General features: G+C 71.9%; 15 protein-coding genes. 4 read left to right on the forward strand and 11 right to left on the reverse strand.

Translation table 11 applies throughout. The features are described 5' to 3' along the window. Positions 1 to 3: 3 nt before the first annotated feature. The 5 genes from BKA00_RS20175 to BKA00_RS20195 form a co-directional block, all read right to left on the reverse strand. A complete protein-coding gene (locus BKA00_RS20175; protein WP_185027218.1) occupies positions 4 to 747 on the reverse strand; it encodes an ABC transporter ATP-binding protein in 744 nt (247 codons plus the stop codon). Then, positions 740 to 1,489, reverse strand: coding sequence for an ABC transporter ATP-binding protein (locus tag BKA00_RS20180; protein WP_185027220.1), 750 nt, complete (start codon positions 1,487 to 1,489; stop codon positions 740 to 742). Before BKA00_RS20180 ends, BKA00_RS20175 begins: the two co-directional genes overlap by 8 nt. After that, a complete protein-coding gene (locus BKA00_RS20185) occupies positions 1,482 to 3,692 on the reverse strand; it encodes a branched-chain amino acid ABC transporter permease (protein WP_185027222.1) in 2,211 nt (736 codons plus the stop codon). The genes BKA00_RS20180 and BKA00_RS20185 overlap by 8 nt, the downstream gene beginning before the upstream one ends. Positions 3,693 to 3,747: 55 nt before the next feature. Next, positions 3,748 to 5,166 (reverse strand): ABC transporter substrate-binding protein, encoded by a 1,419-nt coding sequence (locus tag BKA00_RS20190; protein WP_185027224.1) that lies wholly within the window; start codon positions 5,164 to 5,166, stop codon positions 3,748 to 3,750. Positions 5,167 to 5,279: 113 nt separating this feature from the next. Then, the gene (locus BKA00_RS20195) at positions 5,280 to 6,041 is read right to left on the reverse strand and encodes an SDR family NAD(P)-dependent oxidoreductase (protein WP_185027226.1); all 762 of its coding nucleotides are present in this window, start codon (positions 6,039 to 6,041) and stop codon (positions 5,280 to 5,282) included. Between the two features lie 252 nt (positions 6,042 to 6,293). On the opposite strand from BKA00_RS20195, the gene casG reads away from it, so the two are divergent. Beyond that, complete coding sequence (gene casG / locus BKA00_RS20200) at positions 6,294 to 7,901, forward strand: steroid-24-oyl-CoA synthetase (protein ID WP_185027227.1); 1,608 nt, start codon at positions 6,294 to 6,296, stop codon at positions 7,899 to 7,901. 38 nt (positions 7,902 to 7,939) lie between these two features. Here the strand turns inward: casG and BKA00_RS20205 are convergent, their stop codons facing one another. Continuing rightward, positions 7,940 to 8,242 carry a hypothetical protein gene (locus tag BKA00_RS20205; protein ID WP_185027229.1) on the reverse strand — a complete coding sequence of 101 codons (303 nt, stop codon included), beginning with the start codon at positions 8,240 to 8,242 and terminating at the stop codon, positions 7,940 to 7,942. Positions 8,243 to 8,894: 652 nt separating this feature from the next. Next, positions 8,895 to 10,316: an AAA family ATPase gene (locus tag BKA00_RS20210; protein ID WP_185027231.1), complete on the reverse strand. Its 1,422-nt coding sequence runs from the start codon at positions 10,314 to 10,316 to the stop codon at positions 8,895 to 8,897. Positions 10,317 to 10,422: 106 nt separating this feature from the next. On the opposite strand from BKA00_RS20210, the gene BKA00_RS20215 reads away from it, so the two are divergent. Next, positions 10,423 to 10,560, forward strand: coding sequence for a hypothetical protein (locus BKA00_RS20215; RefSeq protein ID WP_185035387.1), 138 nt, complete (start codon positions 10,423 to 10,425; stop codon positions 10,558 to 10,560). Between the two features lie 13 nt (positions 10,561 to 10,573). Here the strand turns inward: BKA00_RS20215 and BKA00_RS40515 are convergent, their stop codons facing one another. After that, complete coding sequence (locus BKA00_RS40515) at positions 10,574 to 11,581, reverse strand: SDR family NAD(P)-dependent oxidoreductase (protein WP_185027233.1); 1,008 nt, start codon at positions 11,579 to 11,581, stop codon at positions 10,574 to 10,576. A gap of 87 nt (positions 11,582 to 11,668) precedes the next feature. Between BKA00_RS40515 and BKA00_RS20225 the strand changes: the two genes are divergently transcribed. Both BKA00_RS20225 and BKA00_RS20230 read left to right on the forward strand, forming a co-directional pair. Further along, a complete protein-coding gene (locus BKA00_RS20225) occupies positions 11,669 to 12,067 on the forward strand; it encodes a MerR family transcriptional regulator (protein WP_185027235.1) in 399 nt (132 codons plus the stop codon). 11 nt (positions 12,068 to 12,078) lie between these two features. Further along, entirely contained in the window at positions 12,079 to 12,822 is a 744-nt protein-coding gene (locus BKA00_RS20230; RefSeq protein ID WP_185027237.1) for a hypothetical protein, read from the forward strand. A 143-nt stretch (positions 12,823 to 12,965) separates the two neighbouring features. Here the strand turns inward: BKA00_RS20230 and BKA00_RS20235 are convergent, their stop codons facing one another. The 3 genes from BKA00_RS20235 to BKA00_RS20245 all read right to left on the reverse strand — a co-directional run bounded on the left by BKA00_RS20235 (position 12,966) and on the right by BKA00_RS20245 (position 16,528). Beyond that, entirely contained in the window at positions 12,966 to 13,511 is a 546-nt protein-coding gene (locus tag BKA00_RS20235) for a hypothetical protein (protein ID WP_185027239.1), read from the reverse strand. Between the two features lie 231 nt (positions 13,512 to 13,742). Then, entirely contained in the window at positions 13,743 to 14,354 is a 612-nt protein-coding gene (locus BKA00_RS20240) for a PaaI family thioesterase (RefSeq protein WP_185027241.1), read from the reverse strand. Further along, complete coding sequence (locus BKA00_RS20245; protein WP_185027243.1) at positions 14,351 to 16,528, reverse strand: acyl-CoA dehydrogenase family protein; 2,178 nt, start codon at positions 16,526 to 16,528, stop codon at positions 14,351 to 14,353. The genes BKA00_RS20240 and BKA00_RS20245 overlap by 4 nt, the downstream gene beginning before the upstream one ends. Between the last annotated feature and the right edge of the window lie 4 nt (positions 16,529 to 16,532).

Genomic DNA, 16,532 nt, shown 5'->3' on the forward strand with positions numbered 1-16,532 from the left:
GGGTCAACCTCCCAGGTAGTCGCTGGACAGCCGGTCTTCGATCTCGGCGGGCGGGCCGGCCGCCACCACGCGCCCGTGCAGCATCAGCGCGGCGGTGTCGGCGATCGGCAGGACGGCGCGGGCGAACTGCTCCGCGACCAGCACCGACAGGCCGCCCTCGACCAGTTCGGCGACCGTCTCGTACATCCGGGTGACGATCATGGGCGCGAGGCCCATGGACAGCTCGTCGAGCAGCAGCACGGCGGGGTCGCTGCCGAGCGCGCGCGAGAGCGCGAGCATCTGCTGCTCGCCGCCGGACAGGGATCCGGCGAGCTGGTGGCGGCGCTCGCCGAGGATCGAAAAGCGGGCGTAGGCCCGCTCCTCCAGGTCCTCCAGCCGGGCGCCGGTCCCGGTGGCGGCCCACAGGTTCTCCCGCACCGTCAGGTTGGGGAAGATCCCGCGGCCCTCGGGGATCGCGCAGACGCCGAGGCGCGCCGCGTCCTGCGCCGAGACGCCGTTCACCCTGCGCCCGGCGAACAGCAGGTCCCCGCCGGTCGGCGGGTGCAGGCCCGCGCACACCCGCATCGTGGTGGACTTTCCGCCGCCGTTCGGGCCGAGCAGCGCCAGCAGCGAGCCGGGCCGCAGCGCCAGGTCGACGCCGTGCAGGACCTCGATGGCGCCGTAGCCCGCCCGGACCCCCCTCAGTTCGAGCAGGGGTTCCGGGGACGCGGCGGCGGCCGGTCCGGCGGACGCGTCCGGTTCAGGCATGACTCGCCTCCTCGGTGCCGATGTAGGCGGCGATGACCTCCGGCGACTCCTTGATCTCCCGCGGGGTGCCGGAGGCGATGAGCGCGCCGTAGTCGAGGACGTGGATGGTGGAGCACAGCCGCATGACCATCGGCAGGTCGTGCTCGACCAGGCAGATCGCGAGACCGTCGGCGGCGAGGCCGGTGAGCGTCTCGGCGAACGCCTCCGTCTCGCGCTCGGTCTGGCCGGAGGCGGGCTCGTCCAGCAGCAGCACGCGCGGCGAGGTCATCAGCGCGCGCGCCACCTCCACGACCCGGGCCCGTCCGATCGGGATGTCGGACACGTCGCGGCCGGCGACGTCGGTGAGGCCCGTGCGCTCCAGGATCCGGTCCGTCTCCTCGTCGAGGTCGAACCGCTTGCGGGACGTGGCGCGCAGGACGTCGCCCGCGACGCGGACGTTGTCGCGCACGGACAGCGACAGGAACAGCTCCAGCCGCTGGAACGTCCGCGCCATGCCGCGCCGCGCGCGCTTGGCCGGGGACAGGCGGGTGATGTCGTCCCCGTCCAGGAGCACTTGGCCGGACGCGGGCCTCTGCAGGCCGGTGATGGTGTTGAACATCGTGGTCTTGCCCGCGCCGTTCGGGCCGATGAGCCCGGTGATGCGGCCTTCGTCCATGGTGAGGCTCACGTCGTCCACGGCGGTGTTGCCGCCGAACCGGACGGTGACGCCCTGGGTGGCGAGCAGGGGCGGGGTCTCAGGCATGGACCGTTCCCTTCAGGCCGAGTTCGCGGTCGAGGCGGACGCGCAGCTCGTCGGTGCAGGGCTCGTCCACGCCGACGAGCTCCAGCGGCACCGGGCGGGCCCCGCGCCCCTCCTCCAGGTAGGCGCGGCCCACGACGGGCAGCAGCATGACGACGCACAGCGCGGCCAGCGCGAACGTCCACGTGCCGATCACGCCGGTCAGCGCGAGCACGTACAGGACGGCGCCGAGCGCCCCCGCCCCGAACAGCGGCGGGCGCGCGGTCCGGATCGCCCGGTAGCCGTCGACGAGGTCGTGCACGAACCCGCTCGGGTTCCGGCCGACGCCCATCCCGACCAGCGCCGTCCCGACGAGGACGAGGTGGCCGAGCGCCCGGTAGACGGTGGCCATGCCCTCGTTCTCCAGGGCGAGGTCGCCGAACGTGGAGACGAGGACGGCCGAGCCGACGCCCGCCATCAGCCCGCCGAACAGGGCGCCGCTGAGGTAGCCGATGCCCGCCACCACGACGAGCATCAGCAGGGCGAGGCTGCCGGTGAAGGAGAAGTTCTCCTGCGCGACGGTCCCGGTCGCCGCCGACATCAGCACGCCGCCGAGCCCCGCGATCGCCGCCGAGATCATGAAGACGCTGAGCTTCAGCCGGACGAGGTTCTGCCCGAGCATCGCCGTCGCCGCCGGGCTGTCCTTCATCGCCGCGAGCCGCCGCCCGTAGCCGCTGCCGCGCAGCGCGGCGAGCCCGACGGCGATGAGCGCGAACAGCACGGTCGCGGTCATCAGCGAGGTCGTCCCGTCCCGCAGGTCGAGGGGGCCGACCTTGAGCGGCGGGACGACGAGCGCCCCGTCCGGGAAGAGGGTGAACCTCATCCCGAACAGCTCGTGCTCGGTGGTGTCGCGCAGCACCATGTTCGACAGGAACTCGCCGAATGCCATGGTCGCGAGCGCCAGGTACAGGCCGCGCAGCCGCAGCGCCGGCAGCGCGACGAGCCCGCCGACCAGCGCCGCCGCCGCGACGGCGAGCAGCACGCCCTGGAGGTTCGTCCGGGCCGCGAGGCCGCTGCCCTGCACGCCGAAGTGGAACGCCACCACCGTCCCGACGGCCCCGAACGCCAGCGGCGCGAGGTTCAGCTCGCCCGCGTAGCCGGTGAGGACGGTCAGCGACAGCGCGATGATCGCGAACGTCATGCCGAGCGAGAACGTGGTGACCGCGCCGTCCGACAGCAGCAGGCTGGAGAGGTAGACGACCGCGACCAGCACGAGCCCCCACACCGCCGCCGACCGGACGGTCGGCGGCCGGTACCGCTCGCGGGTCCGGACCGCGGCCCCGCGCAGCCGGTCCTGGGGCAGCACCACCAGCACGACGAACAGGATGATCATCGGCAGCGAGACGCGGAGGTTGCCGGTGAACGTGCCCGCCGACGGCAGGTAGGCCAGCACGTAGTTCGCGGCCAGGCCGAGCACCATCGCGCCGGCGAACGTGCGGGGGATGCTGCGCAGCCGCCCGAACATCGCCGCCGCGAACGCGTCGATCACCAGCAGCGTCAGCGCGTTGGCGTCCAGCCCGCCGCCGCTGATCGGCACGATCAGCACCCCGGCCAGCACGGCCAGCGTCGACCCGAGCGCCCACGACAGCATCGCGGCGCGCTCCGGGTCGTGGCCGTTCAGCCGCAGCAGGTCGGGGTCGTCGACGGACCCGCGCATCACCACGCCGGCCCGGCTGCGGGTGAACAGCACCCGCAGCCCGGCCGCGATCGCGACGGCGGCGGCCAGGCACACGATCTCGTGGTATCGGACCACCACCCCCGCCACCGTGATCTTGGAGCCCGCGCCGAAGAACATGTCGACGGTGTGGGCCTCGTCGGGGTTCCAGATCCACTGGGCCAGGTAGACGGTCCCGAGCAGCACCGCCACCGTCACGATGATCTTCGTGACGTCGGCGGTGCCGCGCAGGCCCCGCATGATGGCCGTGTGCAGGGCGGCGCCCATCGCGGGGCCGGCGACGCCGACCACGACGATCAGCGCGAGCCACACCGGCCAGCCCCACCGCTCGGTGCAGTGCCAGTACAGGAACGTTCCGAACATGGCTTGGGCGCCGTGCGCGAAATTGAAGATTCCCGAGGTGTTGTACGTCAGCACGAGCCCCGAGGCCGCGATGGAGTACACCGAGCCGAGGACCAGGCCGAGAATGGTGTAGGTCAGGAACGTGGTCACGTGGTCACCGCCACTAGTTCACCGCCATGGGAGGACGCTCCGGCCGCCGTCGCGGTCAGGACGCCTGGGGCTTGATGACGTCGCCGGTCAGGAACCTGGTGGAGATCCGGTCGCCGTCGAGCTTCGTCCCCCACGTCTTCGGGTCGGTCGTGACGACGAAGTCGCCGCCGCACTCGAACTCGCCGACGTTCTTCGGGTAGACCTGCTCGTACTTCGTCTTGTTCAGCTTGACCATCAGCGAGCACGACGCCGGCTTGTTGTTGCCCGGGTCGGTCGGCGCGTGCAGGCCGCCGCCCGTCCACTCGTGCACCTTCGCCAGCTCGTTGATCACGCACTGCCGGGTCAGGTCCGAGCCGCATTTCTGCGCGGACTGCGCCCACAGCAGGAACGCCGAGGTGGCCTGCATGCCGAGCAGCGCGACCTTGCCCTTCTTCGCGCTGACGAGGTCGGTGTACTGCTTGACCGCCGGGACCCTGTCCGCGTTCTCCAGCGGCTGGAAGATCATGCCGACGTGCAGGCGGTCACCCGCGCCGGAGGTGTTCCACTTGGAGACGAGGGAGCTGTACCAGGTCGCCTCGAACACGTAGGCGGGGTCGGCGCCCGCCCGCTCGATCGACTCCAGCAGGTTGAACTGCCCCGGGTCGGGCGAGTCGGACGTCCACAGGTACTTCGCGCCGCAGTCCTTGATCTTCTTGGCGAACGGCATGTAGCTGCTCTCGCCCGCGTCGTTCAGCCGGACGCCGCACTCCAGCGGCTTGACGCCGATCCCCTTCATCGCGCTCGCGACCTTGTTGGTGCCGGTGCTGACGGCCGGGGACGTCGACAGCAGCAGGTCCGTCTTGTCCTTGTAGTCGGGGAACATCTTCTGCGCGATGCGCAGCGCGCCGATGTTCAGCATGTCCACCGGGTAGGGGACGGCCTCGTACTTCATCGGGCCCATCGCCGCGTTCGGGCCGACGGTGAAGCCGGCGACGGTCGGCAGCTTGCAGCCCACCCGGTACTGCTCGGCGGCCTCGTCCATCGCGAAGCCCTGCCCGACGAGCATGAAGTCCTGCTTGCAGGACTCCTGCACCACCTTCGCGGACTGCATGTAGGCGGCGTCGTACTGGTTGCCCTTGATCTTGCGCCCGTTGATGCCGCCCTGCCCGTTGCACCACTCGATCATGGCGCTGACGGCGTCGCCCATCTCCTTGGACAGGCCGGGCGCGGAGGTGAAGCCGCGGTCGTCGCCGAACCCGATCGCGATCTGGTCGTCGGTGACGCCCTGGTCGGTCTCGCCCTTGGCGTCGCCCGGCCCGCACGGCGAGGGCAGCGTCCCGAACGCCTTGGCGCCCGCGCCCGCGCTCGCGCCGCCGCCTGGACCGTTCCCGGCGGCCGTCCCGTCGGTGCCCGAGCGGTCGCTGGCACAGGACGTCGTGACGAGCGCGACCGCTAGGGCTCCCGCCGCGAGGCGTCCGATCTTGTCGACCTTCATACGGACGTGCTCCTTTCACCGGCGCGCGCGAACGCGGCCGGTGGCATGGGGTGGGTTGAGATGGGGTGGTGGGGTGTTGTCAGGCGGGGGGCGTGGTCTGGGTCGCCGCCGGTTCAGCCGAAGTGGGCCTGGCCGCCGTCAAGCGGGATGGTGGCTCCGGTGAGGTAGCGCATGGCGGGCTGGACGAGCGCTGCCACGGCCCTGCCGATGTCGTCCTCGCAGTCGCCGATGTAGCCGAGGGGAATCGTCTTGCGGAACTCCTCGGCCTCCTCGGGGTTCGTCTCCGCCCACCACTTCAGCCCGGGAGACAGGGCGTGCGGGGCGATGCTGTTGGCGCGGATCCCGTCCGGCCCCCACTCGGCGGCGGCCGTGCGGGTCAGCGACCGCAGCGCCTGCTTGGCGGCCGCGTAGGCGCCGAACGTGCTGGGGTCCCAGCGGACCATGGCGGAGGTGACGAGGTTGACGATGCTGCCGCCGCCGCGCGCCTTCATGTGCGGGTGGCACGCCTTCATGAACGCGAACGCGGCGAACGGACCGGTCGTGAACCCCTTCCGGAACGCGCGGTCGCTCATCTCCAGGAGCGGCCCGTAGGCGCCGGAGTAGGCGTTGTTGACGAGGACGTCGATGCCGCCGAACGCCTCGGCGACGCGCCCGACCACGGCGGGGATCGCCTCGGTGTCGGCGACGTCGCACTCGAACGCCTCGGCCTCGGCGCCGCGCGCCCGGACCAGCTCGCACGTGGCGTCGAGCTTGGCCCGCGTCCTGCCGAGCACGGCGACCGCCGCGCCCTCCGACGCCAGCGCGAGGGCGATGCCCTGCCCGACGCCCTGTCCCGCTCCGGTCACGATCGCGACCTTGCCGCTGAGGCTTCCCATGAAACGACTCCGCTCAGTCCTGCTTCGCGCCCAGCCCGGTCATCTCGCCGCACGCGGCGGGTACCGGGCTGAATCAGTCCTGGTGAGGGCCCATGGTGATGTGATGGGGACCACGTGAAGGGACCAGTCCCGCTCACCGGGAATTACCTCGACCGGGGGTGCGGGCGGCGGTCCCGCTGAGCGGAATGCCCTGGTGAAGCCCGTGGTGGGGCGGCCGACAATGAGCGCGTCCGGCGAGGAGGAGGGGTCCCCATGGAGATCGTCCGGCAGCTGACCGGTCCCGGCGGCGAGTTCGAGCTGCGGGAGGAGGAGGTGCTCGGCGCCCGGATCCCGGTGTTCGCGAACCGCGCCCGCAGCCTCGGCGAGGTGCTCGTCCGCTCCGCGTCCCACGGCGACCGCGACTACATCGTCACCGCGGACCGGCGGCTGAGCTTCGCCGAGCACGCCGCCGCCGTCGCCTCCATGGCGAAGGCGCTGCGCGACGACCTCGGCGTGCGCCCCGGTGACCGCATCGCGATCGACGCCGCCAACAGCCCCGAGTGGATCGTCTCGTTCTGGGCGGCGATCGCCGCCGGGGCCGTCGCGGTCGGCTACAACGCCTGGTGGGCGCCCCGCGAGATCGAGTACGCCCTCGGGCACACCGACCCGAAGGTCGTCATCGCCGACGAGAAGCGCGCCGCGCTGATCTCCGAGGACGTGCTGACGATGGAGCGGGACGTCCCGTCGCTGACCCGCCGCTACACCGGCGCCGTCCTGGAGCCGCCGCAGGTGGCCGAGGACGACCCGGCGGTCATCCTCTACACCAGCGGCACGTCGGGCCGGCCCAAGGGGGCCGTCCACTCGCACCGGAACCTGACCTCGGTGATCGAGTACCACCGCTTCAACGACGCCCTGATGCGCGCCTTCGGCGACCCGGTGGACCCCGCGTCCCGCCGCTACCTGCTGGCGCTGCCGCTGTTCCACATCGCGTGCCTGCACAACCTCGCCGTGCCCCGGCTCGCCACCGGCACCGCCGTGATCATGCATGAGGGCGGCTTCGACGTGGACAGGGTCCTCGCCCTCATCGAGCGCGAGCGCGTGACGAACTGGGGCGCCGTCCCCACCATGGCGAACCGGATGATCGAGCACGGCGACCTGTCGAAGTACGACGTCTCCTCGCTCACGGCGTTCTCGCTGGCCACCGCGCCGTCCTCACCGGCGTTCAAGGAGCGGCTGCGCGCGGTGTTCCCGCCCGCGAAGGGCGGGCTGGTCGACAGCTACGGCCTCACCGAGTCGTGCACCGGCGTGTCCACCGCCACCCCCGCCGACCTGGAGGAGTCTCCGGGGACGCTCGGCCGCCCGTCGGTCGGGGTGCAGCTGGAGATCCGCGACCCGGCCAACAAGGCGCTCCCCGACGGCGTCGAGGGCGAGGTCTGCGTCCGCAGCGCCTACAACATGGTCGGCTACTGGCGTGATCCCGAGGCCACCGCCCGCGCGTTCGACGCCGACCGCTGGCTGCACACCGGCGACATCGGCATGATGGAGCAGGGGCGGCTGCGGCTCACCACACGCCGATCCGACCTGATCATCCGCGGCGGCGAGAACGTCTACCCGGCGGAGATCGAGAACGTCCTCGCCGAGTACCCGGGGCTGCGCGAGTGCATCGTCATCGGCGTCCCCCACCCCGACCTCGGCCAGGAGGTCGCCGCGGTCGCCGTCTTCGCCGGCGCCCCGCCCGCCGCCGAGGAGCTGGCGGACTTCGCCCGCGAGCGGCTCGCCTACTTCAAGGTCCCGTCCCGCTGGCACGTCACCACCGACCCCCTCCCCCGCAACGCGACCGGAAAGGTCCTCCGCAAACAGGTCGAGACCGACGTTCTCTGATCCGCCCGGCCGCCGGGAGAGATCCCGGCGGCGGACGTTCAGCCGGCCGCCGCTTCGACGGGGGCCGGGCGGCCGAGCCGTTCGGCCTGGAAGTCCTCCCAGGTGTGCGTGCCCCGGTCGGCGCCTTCGATGGAGAGGTTGTCGCCGGTGCGGTACGCGCGCCCGGCCTTCCCCGGGATGCGGACCGGCATCGTCGCGCGGTGCTTGCCGCTCCCGCGCAGGTAGCCGCGGATGAGCGTGCCGATCGGGAACACCCTGGGACCGGCCAGGTCGGGGACGCGGCCCGCCGGTTCGCCGAGCGCCCGCGCGGAGACAGTCGTCCGCAAGCTGTTTTCGGGCACAGCAAAGTTCCCCTCATTGCCGTTGCGGCGAATACGAACGAGGGGTCCGCCTGGCACAGAATTCAACAATTCCTCATTCAAATGAATGACATCGAGCCGAATTCTGGATCGGGCACACGAAAGGTGCTCCGACGCTCGCCACGGTGGGCGGGCGCCGGAGCCGGTACCAAGACCGCGGTTTCCGCGGTCATCTATGAGAGCGCCACCACTACTGATGGCGTCCTTCTCAGGCAGGTACTACCCGTGCGGGCAGCTGCCCTTCGGGGCACGACAAATGGGGCACTCGTCGGGCTTCATGGCCTTACCTCCGTTTGAAGACTTATCAACAGCGCTTCGCTGCCGACAATGTGAACCGTACCCGAACAATGGATTACGGCAACACGGTGTGAGTCAGAACACAATTGAGATCGATGTCAGCTTGATGACCTTGGAAACCAACGGATAGATAACTCGTCAACACGCTTGCCGTCGTTCTCCAGAAGCAGAACCTAAGATGCCCTGGGCATGCGACTGCTAGCATCCGCGCCGCCCGTCGTGGCCAATCAGACCCGATCCGTGATTGGCTCCCCACGGAGGGTGACAGCAATTCTTCGGTTCGGCGTCCGTTGGAGTCAGGCGGAACGTCGGCCTGACACGCCCCGCCGGCGTTCGCCTACTGGCGCCAGGCGCCGACCACGTCGTCAGGGTCCCAGCTCAGGGCGACGTCACCGGTGAAGTCCGTGCCGGAGAGCGACACCACGACGAGACCCGCGACCGCCGGGTCCAGGCCCGGGATCTCGTTCGCGGCTCGGCGGAGGTCCGCCAGGTCGCGGTCGTCGAACGGGCCGTTGAGCCATTTGATCGAGCCGGCGAAGTGGATCCGGTTCGCCACGGGGGCGCGGTCGGCGCCGACGAGGTCGACCTCCGGGTCGAAGCGGCGGTTCCACCAGCCGCCGACCGCGCCGAGGTCCGGCCAGGGCAGGTCCGACAACTCCAGAGCCTGCCGGACGAGCGGTTCCACGGCCCGGCCTCGCCAGGACGTCCAGCGGCGCTCGATCAGGCGGAAGCCCGCCTCCGGCCGTCCCCGGCGGGCCTGCTCGTGGGCCGCCCGGAGGACCGCCAGGTAGAGGCGCAGGTTGCTGTCGGCGATCCGGTAAAGGGCGGGCCTGCCGGACTTCGCGGAGAGGGGATGCTCCTCGGCCAGGACGCGCTTCTCCCTGGTCAGCCGGCGCAGGAGAGGCGACAGGGTCCCGGACGGGAGCGCCTCGCCGCGACCGCCGGCCGCCGCGGCGATGTCGGCGTGCGTCCGGTCGCCCGAGCCGATGGCCTCCAGCACGCGCCGCGCCGTGTCGGGGTTGGGAAACTCCGCCAGAAGGGACGCCTCCGGCACGCCGAACAGGGCCGCGGCAGGGTCGGCGCACTCGTCGCGCATGAAGTCCAGCGCGGGCGTGGCATGGGGCCAGGTCCGGACGATGCCCGGAAGCCCTCCGGAGACCAGGTGCGCGTCGATGGCGTCGGCGGCGCCGAGCCCGAGCGCCTGGCCCACGTCGGCCGGGTTCAGCGGGCCGAGCACCAGGTTGTCGGCCCGCCCGTAGAAGGGGCGGTCGTACGCGGTGAGGCGCTCCATCATGTGCAGGTCGCTGCCGAGGAGCAGGAGCAGGACCGGCTTGGACGACAGCAACCGATCCCACGCGGTCTGAAGCGCGCCGTCGAACACGGGGTCCTGCTCGGCGAGCCAGGGCAGTTCGTCCAGCACGACGATGGACGGCGTGTCCGGCAGAGTCGCCGCGAGGACCCTGAACGCGTCGGGCCAGTTGCCGCCGTCCAACCGGGGGACGAGGTCGGGTTCGCTCGGCAGGGCCGACTCTCTGAGGTCGCGCGTGAACGAGGCCACCGCCTCGACGGGCGATGCTCCCTTCGTGGCGGCCGAGAACAGGTACGGCACTCCGGCCCGGTCGCAGAACTCCTGGACGAGCCGCGACTTGCCCACCTGGCGACGCCCGCGCAAGGCGACCGCCGTCCCGGCCCCCGTGGCCGCGACCCGCTCCAGCCGCTTCCCCAGCAGCGCCAGCTCGGCCCTCCGACCGATGAACACCGCGCCTCCGATGTAGCCGAATCTATGTAGCTTTAATCTACATAGATCGAGGCTACCAGGAAGCGATGAAACGTCGGAGGCGCCTGGTCGGCTTCCGCCATGACCGATGAGCGCTTCTGGGACGTGCGAGCGCCTGCTCCACGACATCGACCGAGCCGACGTCCACGAGGTGACGGACGGCTCCGACACCGGCTCGGGCATCTCCCGCGAGTCCTGCCGCAACCCTGACGGCCGGCCAGGCTGACGCGGCCCGCTTGTCAGCCGGCGGCGTGATACTGGCGGATGAGCCAGGCGTCCTCGTGCTGCTCGGCGACGACGGACAGCCGCACGTGGCGGTCCTCTCCGGTGGGGGCGGTGAACGTCACGTCGGCGAACCCGCTCACCAGGCGTCCGCTCAGACGGGTCTCGCCGAGCACGTCGACCCTGGCCGTCGTGCCTTCGGGGACGTCGGCGTAGTAGCCGACGATCTCGTCCCTGCCCCGGCGCAGGGACGGGGTGACGCCCTGGAAGAGCGCGTCCGGGCTGAAGAGCGAGGCCATGTCGGCGGGCCGGTGCCGCTCGAAGGCGCGCTGCCAGGCGCCCAGCAGCCCCGCGAGGACGCCGGTCGGGCCCGGTCGCCCGGTGTGCAGGACCTCGTGCTCCCACCGGTGCCGCGGCTGGCCGTGAAGGCGCCAGTAGTGCTCGGCGATGTCGTCGGGATCGAAGTCGGTGCCCGGCGCCACGGGTCCGTCGACGGTGACGCTGGCAGCATGCACTCCAGCCGCCCCGTACCGCTGGTCGAGGATCCGGACCAGGGTTCGGACCCCCGCCTTGCCCAGGGACAGGCTCGTGTACCGCCATTTCGGCTCGGGCATGCCTCCGGTGATGAGGATCGACCCGCTCCCGCGGCGCGCCATCTCCGGAGCCAGATGGGCGGCGGCGGTGTGCGCGCCCACGACGTTGACCCCCCAGGCCTCCAGGTGCGCGCGCGCCGGCAACTCCCCCGGCGCATCGGCCTGGACGATCGCGGCGTTGTAGACCACGACGTCGGGAAGCCCGAACTCGGCGACGGCCTGGTCCAGGGCGGCGCGCAGGGCGTCCTCGTCGGCGCAGTCGGCTGCGACGGTGAGGACGGGCACCCCGCTGGACTCGACGGCACGAGCCGCGGCTCGCAGCGTCTCGTCGCCGCGGGCCACGAGGGCGATCGGATACCCTTCCCGCGCGAACCTGCGCGCGACCGCCTGACCGATCCCCGGGCCCGCTCCGATGATCACTGCTCCGGACACTCTCCGCCTCCTTGAAATCCTTGATCGGAATTACTCTGCACGCTAAGGCGTCACATCCGTGTGAGGGTCAACCCAGGAGGAGAGCGGATGCGGATCGGTGAGCTCGCCGACGCGACAGGGGTCAGCCGGCGGCTGCTGCGCTACTACGAGGACCAGGGGCTGCTGCACCCGGCACGGCTGGCCAACGGCTACCGGGAGTACACCGACGCCGACGTCACCGCGGTGCGCCACATCCGGGCCCTGCTCACGGCCGGAGTTCCCACCACGACCATCGCCCAGCTCCTGCCCTGCGTCCACGACGAGGAGGGCCGGATGGTGCCGTCGTCCTGCCCGACCACGATCGCCAAGCTGCGGCAGGAGCACTCGCGCATCACCGGGGCGATCACCCGGCTCAGGACGGCCCAGCAGGCGCTCGACTCGATCCTCGCGACCGCCCTGCACCGCCTCGGCCCCGTGCCAGCGGACCCCGCACCGCCGCGGGCGTAGGCGGGCATCCGATGCGCCTCACCGTGATCGCGGCCCTCGCCGTCACCGCCATGGCCGCCGCCGGCTGCGCGGACGCCACGGCCGAGGCGAACGCCGTGGACGACGCGCGCGACAAGGCCATGCAGGCGGGCAACGCCATGTACGGCACCCGGCTCGTCAAGGCGGACGACCTCGGCCACCACATCGCGGACCTCAAGGGCGTCAAGGTCCTGAAGGTGACGGGTACCGGGGCCGGTGATCCGGGCGGCGTCCGGGTGGTCGTGCGGGTCTCGGGCGTCGCGCAACGAAACGAGGGCCTGTTCCAGGGCCCCGGGCGGGTCACCGCAGACCGCTGTTTCGAGCTGGCCTTCGACGGCAGGCCTGGCGAGTGGGACACCGCCCCGCCGCCCACTCCCTGCCCCGACGGCGCTCCCCCGACCTTCGCTCCATGGCCCGAGGCACCGCCGATCTCCGTCCCGCGGATCGAGCGAGCCCTGCCCAAGGTGAACGCGCTTCCCTCGGGACGCGGCGTGGAGGAGAGAGACGTCCGCGCCGCGCTGGCGAAACTCGGCCTGCACCCCGCGATCAGAATCGAAACCGAGCCCCAGTCCGACTTCGCCGTAGGCGTGGCTCTGGTCTCCGGCGCCACGACGACGGGTAAGGGGCGCTGCGTCCTCGCCAGGGTCACCCCAGGCAAGACGAAGGCATGGGTCCCGTCCCAAGCCGAGGCCACGCAGGGCTGCAACCCCCACACCGCCCTGGGCACCGGCCGCTAGTGCAGTGACCCGTCCGAGGTACCTGTCGGGCGTCCGGTCGCGAACCAACGATGGGCGAACAGAAGGGCCCGGCTAGCGCCGGGCCCTTCTGGGAGGCTTCGGCTGGCGCCGAAGTCTTTGTGGCAGGTGACGGCCAGTGGCCGTTACCCGTGGCGGGGACAGGTGTCCCTTCGATAGGTCACGCGCCCCCTGTCGCCGGAGATCTCCAGGGCTTTGCCGTCCCAGCAGCCGGAGAGATCGATGTCGCCGCCGATGGTGCTGATGCGGAGGCTCTCGGGGTGGTCCGCCCCGATCTGCACGGCTCCTCCCTTGGTCCACGCCGTGAGGTCACCGCTGGTCCTCCCGACCTTGATGGGCCGGCCGTCGCGGCGCGTGGTCCTCACCTGGAACGAGGAGTACGAGGGAATCTCCTCGACCTCGATGCTCTTGGCGGCGTGCAGGTGTGCGACCCGGAGCGGGCCGGTCACGGTGATACGCCCCCACGTGTCCACGCGGACGTAGTCGGAGCCGCGCGGGACACGCGCGATGACCGCCGTGAGGTACCCGCCCCTCTTCCACAGGCGATCGCACCTGATGATGACGTGATCGTCGTTGGCGGGCTCCAGGATGGCCTGCTCTGCGATCCTCTTGAGGTTGACGCCCTCCAGGATGACCCGGATGTCCTTACGGTCCTCGGCGACGACGGTCACCGGAGCCGAACCGCCCACGATGATGGGACGGCGGTCGGGCCGCATGGTCATAAGGCGCTGACTGAGAAGACGACGCATGTCGTGCTCCTTGAGTGGTGTAGACGTTTCGGTTGCGTGACACACGCGCCTCATGCGCGGGTGTCACCCACCACCGTCCGTGGCACGGGACGATCGGCACACCCGGCGACCACGGCCCCGCCGCGGCAGGAAGCCGGTCAGCCGGGGTGACGGTCAGCGGGGGCGGGGCGGGTATTTGGCGATGAAGAGGCCCTCGGCGGTCACGCAGTCCTCGCCGCCGGCCTGGATCGCTCCAACCGTGCGGATCTTGCGGCCGTCCACGGAGACCTGGCGGGCGCTGATGGTGAGGGGCTCGAAGAGGGGGGTCAGGCGGTGGTAGCGCAGGGTCAGTTCCGCCGTCATGCCCGACTTGCCCGCCCATCCGTTCGCCACGCCGAGGGTGTGGTCCAGAAGGAGGGCGGAGATCCCGCCGTGGACGCTGGACGGCGGGCCCTGGTAGGGCAGGCCCAGCGTCGCGGTCGCCTCGATGGTGCGGGAGTCCGCGGCGGTGTATTCGAGCGGCGGGGCGATCGGGTTCTCGGGGCCGGTGACCGGGTCGTGGCGGGTGTTGCCGTCGCCGCGCCACATGTCGACCAGGCGGTCGCGCAGCGGCGGGGCCGCCGCCTCCAGGTCGTCGGCCACGGCGTTCAGGCGGTCGGCCACGTCGGACATGGCGGCACCCGAGAGGTCGCCGGAGCGGACCAGCGCGTCGACGACGCGGCGGGCCGCGGCGGCCGCCGCGTCCACGCCGGTCGCCTGGTGCTCGGCCTGGAGGTCGAGGGTCACGACGCCGCCTGCGGGTCGCGCGGCAGGCCGAGGAGGCGCTCGCCGATGATGTTCAGCTGGACGTCGGTGGTGCCGCCCGCGATCGACATGTTGCGGGAGTTCAGGAACATCCAGGTGGGGTCGCCCATCCCGCCCTCTCCCTCGCCGGAGAGGGCCTCGGGGCCGATCCAGTCGACGGCCGTCTCCCACACCTGCTGGATGTGCTCGACGCCGATCAGCTTGCCGATGCTGGACTCGGCGCCGGGCTGGCCTCCGGCGAGGGAGCGCAGGGCGGTGCGCAGGCCGAACAGGCTGCTCGACTGCGCGTCGCAGAGGATGCCGCCGAGCGTGGTGAGGCGCTCGTCGCCCGCGTCCGCCGCCAGCTTGAGCAGGGCCTCGCCGCCGCTGCCCAGGGACGAGTCGTTCGAGAGCGAGACGCGTTCGTTGGCGAGGGTCGTGCGGGCGAGTTTCCAGCCGTCGCCGGGCGCGGCGACGAGGAGGTCGTCGGGGACGAACACGCCGTCCAGGAACACCTCGTTGAACAGGGTGTCGCCGGTCAGCTCGCGCAGCGGCCGGATGTCGATGCCGGGCGACCTCATGTCGAGCAGGAAGTACGACAGGCCCCGGTGCTTCGGGACGGACGGGTCGGTGCGCGCGAGCAGGATGCCCCAGTCGGCCTCGCGGGCCATGGACGTCCACACCTTCTGACCGGTGATCCTCCAGCCGCCCTCGGTCTTCTCCGCGCGGGTGCTGAGGGCGGCGAGGTCGGAGCCGGCCCCGGGCTCGGAGAACAGCTGGCACCAGCGGATGTCGCCGCGCAGGGAGGCGGGCAGGAACCGCTCGTGCTGGGCGGCCGAGCCGTGCGCGATCAGCGTCGGCACCACCCAGTTGCCGATGATCATGTCGTGGGCGCGGAGGCCGGCGGCGCGCATCTCCTCGGCGATGACGAGCTGGGTCACGGCGTCGGCGCCCTTGCCCCACGGTTCGGGCAGGTGCGGGGACGTGTAGCCGCGGTCGGCGAGGTAGGCGAGGCGCTCCCCGCCGTCCAGGGCCTTCGCGGGCTCCAGCTCCGCGCGGACGCCGGCGCGGATCCGCTCGGCCTCCGGGGGGAGTTCGACGCGGAGTTCGCGGCGGACGCCGTCGAGGGTGAGGCGGGCGACGCGGCGGCGCCAGGACGCGGTGGAGCCGAGCAGGACGCGGAGAGTCTGGGCGCGCCGCAGGTAGAGGCTCGCGTCGTGCTCCCAGGTGAAGCCGATGCCGCCGAGGTTCTGCACGCAGTCCTTCGCGGTCTGGAAGGCGGCCTGGACGCTGGTGGCCCCGGCGACCGCCGCCGCCAATGACGCCTCCCGTTCCCGCCCCTCGTCGTGGGCGCGGGCGGCGTCCCAGGCGCAGGCGCGGGCCTGCTCGGCGTGCGCGAGCATCCGGGCGCAGCGGTGCTTGACCCCCTGGAACTGCCCGATGGGGCGGCCGAACTGCTCGCGTACCTTGGCGTACTCGGCGGCGGTCGTCGTCGCGCGGTCCGCCAGGCCGGACGCCTCGGCGGCGAACAGCACCGCCGCGAGGTCGCGCACGGTCTGCGAGCCGAGATCCAGGACCGACCCCTCGGGGACGGTGCGGTTCTCCAGCCCGACCCTGGCCAGCCGCCGGGTCAGGTCGTGGCTGGGCAGTTCGTCCACTCTCGCGGCGTCCCGGGGCAGCAGGATCCAGGCCGTCGCGTCGCCGTCCTTCGCCGGGAGGACGAGGAGATCCGCCAGCGGAGCGCCGAGGACCGGTCCCGACGTGCCGGTCACCGTGGTCACGCCGCCCGAGCGGGAGAGGGCCAGGCTTCCCGCGTCCAGGCCCACCGCGCCGACCGCGCTCCCGTCGGCGAGGGACGGCAGGTGCTCGGTGTGACCCGCCCGGTGCAGCACGGCGCCGGCCAGCACCGTCGGGAGGAACGGCCCCGGAGTGACGGCCCGCCCCAGCTCCTCCAGGACGACCGCCAGTTCGACCAGACCGTAGCCCGCGCCGCCGGCCTCCTCGGGGAGGTGCAGGCCGAGCAGGCCCTGCGCGGCGAGGTCATCCCAGAACGCGGGCGCCTCCTCCCGTTCGGCGTCCACGGCGGCGCGGACGGCCGCGGGGGTCACCTGCCGGGAGGTGAACGCGCGCACGGCGTCGCGCAGGTCGCGGTGCTCCTCGGTCAGCCCGATGGTCATGTGC

Origin of the sequence: Actinomadura coerulea (genome assembly GCF_014208105.1) — a bacterium.
GTDB classification, from domain to species: domain Bacteria; phylum Actinomycetota; class Actinomycetes; order Streptosporangiales; family Streptosporangiaceae; genus Spirillospora; species Spirillospora coerulea.

Bases quoted from the DNA above. Each gene is read 5' to 3' on its own strand.
- casG (WP_185027227.1), top strand. From the start codon at position 6,294: ATGGAGATCGTCCGGCAGCTGACCGGTCCCGGCGGCGAGTTCGAGCTG.
- BKA00_RS20190 (WP_185027224.1), bottom strand. From the start codon at position 5,166: ATGAAGGTCGACAAGATCGGACGCCTCGCGGCGGGAGCCCTAGCGGTC.
- BKA00_RS20245 (WP_185027243.1), bottom strand. From the start codon at position 16,528: ATGACCATCGGGCTGACCGAGGAGCACCGCGACCTGCGCGACGCCGTG.
- BKA00_RS20195 (WP_185027226.1), bottom strand. From the start codon at position 6,041: ATGGGAAGCCTCAGCGGCAAGGTCGCGATCGTGACCGGAGCGGGACAG.
- BKA00_RS20225 (WP_185027235.1), top strand. From the start codon at position 11,669: ATGCGGATCGGTGAGCTCGCCGACGCGACAGGGGTCAGCCGGCGGCTG.
- BKA00_RS20180 (WP_185027220.1), bottom strand. From the start codon at position 1,489: ATGCCTGAGACCCCGCCCCTGCTCGCCACCCAGGGCGTCACCGTCCGG.
- BKA00_RS20230 (WP_185027237.1), top strand. From the start codon at position 12,079: ATGCGCCTCACCGTGATCGCGGCCCTCGCCGTCACCGCCATGGCCGCC.
- BKA00_RS20175 (WP_185027218.1), bottom strand. From the start codon at position 747: ATGCCTGAACCGGACGCGTCCGCCGGACCGGCCGCCGCCGCGTCCCCG.
- BKA00_RS20215 (WP_185035387.1), top strand. From the start codon at position 10,423: ATGAGCGCTTCTGGGACGTGCGAGCGCCTGCTCCACGACATCGACCGA.